This is a genomic window from Longimicrobium sp. (genome assembly GCF_036280135.1).
Lineage (GTDB): Bacteria > Gemmatimonadota > Gemmatimonadetes > Longimicrobiales > Longimicrobiaceae > Longimicrobium.
The window spans coordinates 1-4,950 of the sequence record NZ_DASURI010000796.1; the positions used below are offsets into that span (position 1 = coordinate 1).

7 protein-coding genes are annotated in these 4,950 nt (G+C 69.1%); all 7 read left to right on the plus strand.

The features are described from left to right. The coding region (locus VFZ20_RS25675) for a sigma-70 family RNA polymerase sigma factor (protein WP_329686817.1) at nucleotides 1–274 on the plus strand (274 nt) is incomplete at its 5' end. A gap of 446 nt (nucleotides 275–720) precedes the next feature. Then, nucleotides 721–1,149 carry a 50S ribosomal protein L13 gene (gene rplM / locus VFZ20_RS25680; RefSeq protein WP_329686818.1) on the plus strand — a complete coding sequence of 143 codons (429 nt, stop codon included), beginning with the start codon at nucleotides 721–723 and terminating at the stop codon, nucleotides 1,147–1,149. Nucleotides 1,150–1,154: 5 nt separating this feature from the next. Beyond that, the gene (gene rpsI / locus VFZ20_RS25685; RefSeq protein ID WP_329686819.1) at nucleotides 1,155–1,550 is read left to right on the plus strand and encodes a 30S ribosomal protein S9; all 396 of its coding nucleotides are present in this window, start codon (nucleotides 1,155–1,157) and stop codon (nucleotides 1,548–1,550) included. 210 nt (nucleotides 1,551–1,760) lie between these two features. Beyond that, nucleotides 1,761–2,645, plus strand: coding sequence for a 30S ribosomal protein S2 (gene rpsB, locus VFZ20_RS25690; RefSeq protein ID WP_329686820.1), 885 nt, complete (start codon nucleotides 1,761–1,763; stop codon nucleotides 2,643–2,645). A gap of 210 nt (nucleotides 2,646–2,855) precedes the next feature. Beyond that, nucleotides 2,856–3,455 carry a translation elongation factor Ts gene (gene tsf / locus VFZ20_RS25695; protein ID WP_329686821.1) on the plus strand — a complete coding sequence of 200 codons (600 nt, stop codon included), beginning with the start codon at nucleotides 2,856–2,858 and terminating at the stop codon, nucleotides 3,453–3,455. Then, nucleotides 3,455–4,198, plus strand: coding sequence for a UMP kinase (gene pyrH / locus VFZ20_RS25700; protein ID WP_329686822.1), 744 nt, complete (start codon nucleotides 3,455–3,457; stop codon nucleotides 4,196–4,198). The genes tsf and pyrH overlap by 1 nt, the downstream gene beginning before the upstream one ends. 28 nt (nucleotides 4,199–4,226) lie before the next feature. Further along, nucleotides 4,227–4,778 carry a ribosome recycling factor gene (gene frr / locus VFZ20_RS25705; protein WP_329686823.1) on the plus strand — a complete coding sequence of 184 codons (552 nt, stop codon included), beginning with the start codon at nucleotides 4,227–4,229 and terminating at the stop codon, nucleotides 4,776–4,778. Nucleotides 4,779–4,950 lie beyond the last annotated feature (172 nt).

Consider the following 4,950-nt stretch of genomic DNA (forward strand, 5'->3'; position numbering starts at 1 on the left):
CCTCTCCGACAGCCTTTCTCCCGGCCCCGACGACGAAGTCTACGAGTCCGCCCTCAAGCGCAGCATCGACGACGCGCTGGGGACGCTCACCGAGCGCGAGGCCAAGGTGCTGCGCCTGTACTTTGGCCTGGGCGACACCGAGCCCATGACGCTGGAGCAGATCGGCGAGAACTTCGGCATCACCCGCGAGCGCGTGCGGCAGATCAAGGAAAAGGCCCTGCTGCGGCTGCGGCACCAGTCGCGGGCGCGCTTCCTGGAGACGTTCCTGACCTGACGGCGGAACGGCAGGGGAACGGGGGACCGATGGAACGGCGGGGGACAGATTACAGGTTACGGCCTTCCACTGCGGGAGCCCTCGCCCGCTCGCTGACGCTCGCACCCTCTCCCGCAAACTGCGCGGGAGAGGGTGTACGTTTCTGCGGGCGTTCTGCACTTCATGCCGCCCGCGCGCGGAACCCCAGTTCTCCCTCTCCCCCGCGAAGCGGGGGAGAGGGCCCTTCGCGGGCGAGAGAATGCCCGCCCGAACGCAGGAACCTTCCCATCCTCCCCGCCCGCCGCGGGTTGACAGGTGTGCGGAGTTTGGGTATCATACCCGTCTGTCCCGACCACGCCACTCCGCCCCGGGCAAGGCGCCGGAGGCGGAATTTTCGTTCGGAACACCAGAACCCGTCGGCACCCTGGCCGACACAGGCCCGCGCTTCGGGCGCGAGAATGAGTACGATGAAGACGTATTCCGTTAAGGCGGGAGAGATCGAGCACAAGTGGTTCGTCGTCGACGCCGGGGGCAAGATCCTCGGGCGCGTGGCGACGGAGGTTGCCCGCGTGCTGCGCGGCAAGCACAAGCCGACCTACACCCCGCACCTGGACACCGGCGACTACGTCGTGGTCATCAACGCGGACAAGGTCCGTCTGAGCGGCAACAAGGCCGACCAGAAGACCTACTTCAAGCACACCGGCTACATGGGCGGGGAGAAGTTCATCCCCTTCCGTGAGATGCTGGCCAAGCACCCCGAGCGGGTGATCGAGCTCGCCGTGAAGGGCATGCTGCCCAAGAACGCGCTCGGCCGCCAGATGCGCAAGAAGCTGAAGGTGTACGCCGGCGGGGAGCATCCGCACCAGGCCCAGAATCCCGAGCCCCTCACCTTCTGATCATCATGGCGAACACCGAACAGTTCCACGCCATCGGGCGCCGCAAGACGTCCGTCGCCCGCGTCTACCTGCGTCCCGGCAACGGCACGTGGGAGGTCAACGGCCGCACGCTGGAGGCGCACCTGCCCCGCCACGTGCTGCGCCAGTCGGCCAGCCGCCCCCTGGTGGCCACGGAGACCGAGGGCCAGTACGACGTCAAGGTGACGGTCAACGGCGGCGGCGTGCGCGGCCAGGCCGACGCCATCCGCCTGGGCATTGCCCGGGCCCTGCTCAAGGTGAACGAGGAGTTCCGCGGCCGCCTGCGCGCCGAGGGTCTGCTGACCCGCGACCCGCGCGAGGTGGAGCGCAAGAAGCCCGGCCGTCCGGGCGCGCGCAAGCGGTTCCAGTTCAGCAAGCGCTAAGCGGGAGCGCCGGCTTCGCGGTGCCGGGACGACGCTTCGTCCCGGCACGCGCGTTTGCCCAAAGACCGCTCGGATCAAGCACACTGCCCGACGCACGGGCCCGGGTGCCGTCCCTTCGCCGGGGCGGTCGGGCCGGCGGATGACGGCGGTGGAAGCCCGGGCCCCGGGTGGGGCCGCAGGGAAAACCGCATTCCATCAGGACAACGCACCATGCCCGTCCCGCAGATCCAGGACCTCCTGGAAGCCGGTGTCCACTTCGGACACCAGACCAGCCGCTGGAACCCGAAGATGCGCAAGTTCATCTTCGCGGAGCGCAACGGCATCTACATCATCGACCTCAAGAAGACGCAGCGGCAGATCGAGCTGGCGCAGGAGCTCACCCGCGCGGTGGTAAGCCGCGGCGAGCGGGTGCTGTTCGTGTGCACCAAGAAGCAGCTCAAGCCGGTCATCGAGAGCGCGGCGGAGCGCAGCAGCTCCTACTACGTGACGGAGCGCTGGCTGGGCGGCATGCTCACCAACTTCACCACGATGAAGAAGCAGATCCGCCGCCTGCGCGAGCTGGAGCGGGGGATGGAAGAGGGCGCCTACGAGTACTACACCAAGAAGGAGCGCCTGATGCTGGACCGCGAGCGCGAGCGCCTGGAGAAGTACCTGGCCGGCGTGAAGGACATGGCCCGCCTGCCCGGCGCCCTGTTCGTCATCGACAGCAAGCGGGAGCGCATCGCCATCAGCGAGGCCAACAAGCTGGGGATCCCCGTGATCGCCATCGCCGACACCAACGCCGACCCGGACGTGCTCACGGTGCCCATCGCGGGCAACGACGACGCCATCCGCTCGGTGGAGGTCATCGGCAACGCCATCGCCGACGCCATCGTGGAGGCCCGCGCCGCCATGCCGGCCGAGGACCGCCGCCGCGCCGACGAGGCCGAGGTCACCACCTACAGCAGCGAGACGGGCGAGCGCGCCCCGGCCGACCGCGGCGACAACGACCGCGGCGGCCAGCGCCGCCGTCCCCGCCGCAAGCGCCGCACGGGCGCCGCGGGCGCGCCGGGTGGCGCGCCGGGCGCCGGCGACGAGGGCGGGTCCGAGGAGTAACCCTCCCCGCGCGCGCCACGGCGGAGAGTTTGCAGGGGGCCCCGGCGCGCTGTGCCGGGGCCCCTTTTTCATCCCCGTCCGCCCCGCGCGGACGGGCACCCACGCCGCGCGGGGTTGCGCGCGGGGCCGTGGCGCGCGAGAATCCCGCGCGCCGCGGAACCGCGTGCCACGCGCGACCCTTGAGACCATAGATCCGGAACGGAACGAGAGATGAGCATCGCAATCAGCGCACAGGCCGTGAAGGAGCTCCGTGAGCGCACCGGGGCCGGGATGATGGAGTGCAAGGCGGCCCTCACCGAGGCCGGCGGCGACACCGAGGCGGCCATCGACATCCTGCGCGCGCGCGGCGCGGCCAAGGCGGCCAAGCGCGCCGAGCGCGAGGCCCGCGAGGGCTCCGTGGGCAGCTACATCCACATGGGCGGCAAGATCGGCGTGCTCGTGGAGATCAACTGCGAGACGGACTTCGTGGCCCGCAACGAGGCCTTCCAGCAGCTGGTGCGCGACGTGGCCATGCACATCGCCGCGGCCAGCCCGGTGGCCATTCGCCGCGAGGACTTTCCCGCGGACCTGGTGGAGCGCGAGCGCAACGTGTACCGCGAGCAGATGAAGGAGTCGGGCAAGCCGGAGCAGATCTGGGACAAGATCGTGGACGGCAAGCTGGAGAAGTTCTTTGCCGAGCAGGCGCTGCTGGAGCAGCCGTTCGTGAAGAACCCCGACCTCACGGTGGGCCAGCTCATCACCGAGGCGGCCAGCAAGACCGGCGAGAAGATCGAGGTGCGCCGGTTCACGCGCTTCGCGCTGGGCGAGTGATGGCGGACGGCGCTCCCGCGTCCGGCGCGGCCGGCCTGAAGTACGGCCGCGTGCTCCTCAAGATCTCCGGCGAGGCCCTTGCCGGAGAGCAGGGCTTCGGCATCTCGCCGCCGGTGGTGAACCGCCTGACGGAGGAGATCCGGCAGGTGCACGACATGGGGGTGGCGCTGGGGCTGGTGATCGGCGGCGGCAACATCGTCCGCGGCACCAAGGCCAGCGCCGAGGGGATGGACCGCGTGAGCGCCGACTACATGGGGATGCTGGCCACGGTGATCAACGCCCTGGCCCTGCAGAACGCGCTGGAGCGCGGCGGGCTGGAGACCCGCGTGCTCACGGCCATCCGCATGGAGCAGCTGGCGGAGCCCTACATCCGGCGCCGGGCCATCCGGCACCTGGAAAAGGGGCGCATCGTGATCTTTGCGGGCGGCACGGGCAACCCGTACTTTAGCACCGACACGGCGGCCGTGCTGCGCGGCATCGAGATGGAGGCCGACGTCATCATCAAGGCCACCAAGGTAGACGGGGTGTACACGGCGGATCCCAAGAAGGACCCCACCGCCGAGTTCATCCCCGAGATCACCTACCTGGAGGCGCTGTCGCGCGAGCTGGGGGTGATGGACGCGGCGGCGCTGTCGCTGTGCAAGGAGAACGACATCCCCATCATGGTGCTGAACCTGGACACGCCCAGCGCCGTCGCCAAGGCGGTGCGGGGCGAGCAGATCGGCACCCTGGTGCACCGCTAGACGCGAACATCACTCAACGAGACGAGCCATGTCGAGCCTGCAGAAAGCCCGTCAGCGGATGGAGGGCGCCATCGACGCGCTGCGCCGCGAGTTCTCGGCGGTGCGCACCGGCAAGGCCAGCCCGGCCCTGCTGGACAACGTGAAGGTCGAGGCGTACGGCAGCGCCATGCCCATCAACCAGGTGGGCACGGTGAGCGCGCCGGAGCCGCGGATGCTGGTGGTGCAGCCCTGGGACAAGTCGCTCATCAAGGCCATCGAGAAGGGGCTGCGGGAGAGCGACCTGGGGATCAACCCCTCCAACGACGGCGTGGTGGTGCGCATTCCCATCCCGCCGCTCACGGAGGAGCGCCGCCGCGAGTACGTGAAGATGGTGCACAAGCTCACGGAGGAGGCGCGCGTGGCCGTGCGCAACGTGCGCCGCGACGCCAACGACGAGGTCAAGCAGCGCCAGAAGGACGAGGGCCTGTCGGAGGACGACATCCGTCGCGAGCAGGGCGAGGTGCAAAAGCTCACCGACCAGTACATCGCCAAGATCGAGGAGCTGATGAAGCACAAGGAAGCGGACATCATGGAGGTCTGATCCTCCGGTCTCTTCTCTTTTCAGCTTCTGAACGGGCGCGCGGCCATCCAGCCGCGCGCCCGCTTCTACTTCAACTGCATTCTCACGCAGAGCCGCAGAGGACGCAGAGGACTTCATCGCGCGACGAAGTACTCTGCTGCCCCTGCTCCCTCTGCGTGAGAATTCTGTTTTC